This is a genomic window from Providencia rustigianii DSM 4541 (assembly GCF_000156395.1).
Classification (GTDB): domain Bacteria; phylum Pseudomonadota; class Gammaproteobacteria; order Enterobacterales; family Enterobacteriaceae; genus Providencia; species Providencia rustigianii.
This window is the reverse complement of sequence record NZ_GG703849.1, coordinates 1-274: the sequence shown is the minus strand read 5'-3', so window position 1 is coordinate 274 and position 274 is coordinate 1. Positions and strand designations below refer to the sequence as shown.

1 protein-coding gene is annotated in these 274 nt (G+C 38.3%); it reads left to right on the top strand.

Annotated elements, in window-relative coordinates; genetic code table 11:
- Nucleotides 1-234, top strand: a 234-nt coding sequence (locus PROVRUST_RS18925; protein WP_006816540.1) for a hypothetical protein, incomplete at its 5' end; no start/stop codon positions are given.
- Between the last annotated feature and the right edge of the window lie 40 nt (nt 235-274).

The following is a 274-nucleotide window of genomic DNA, read 5'->3' as shown; positions in this document are numbered from 1 at the left end:
TCTTTCATTATGAAATGGACGATTGAGCCAATCATCAAAGTCTGGGATGGAATAGTGCGTTATTCAAAAGCGCTATGGGATGGTGTGACGCAGATTTTTAATCAATTTTGGGAAGGGATTAAATCCTATGTCATGAACTGGACGTTAGTTGGTTTGGTTTATCAGCATTGGGATAAAATTATTTCTGTGACGTCGCGCATGTGGGAACTGATTAAAAAAACAAATTTCAGATAAATGGAATGAGATTGTCGCTGATGTGACTGCATTACCAGAG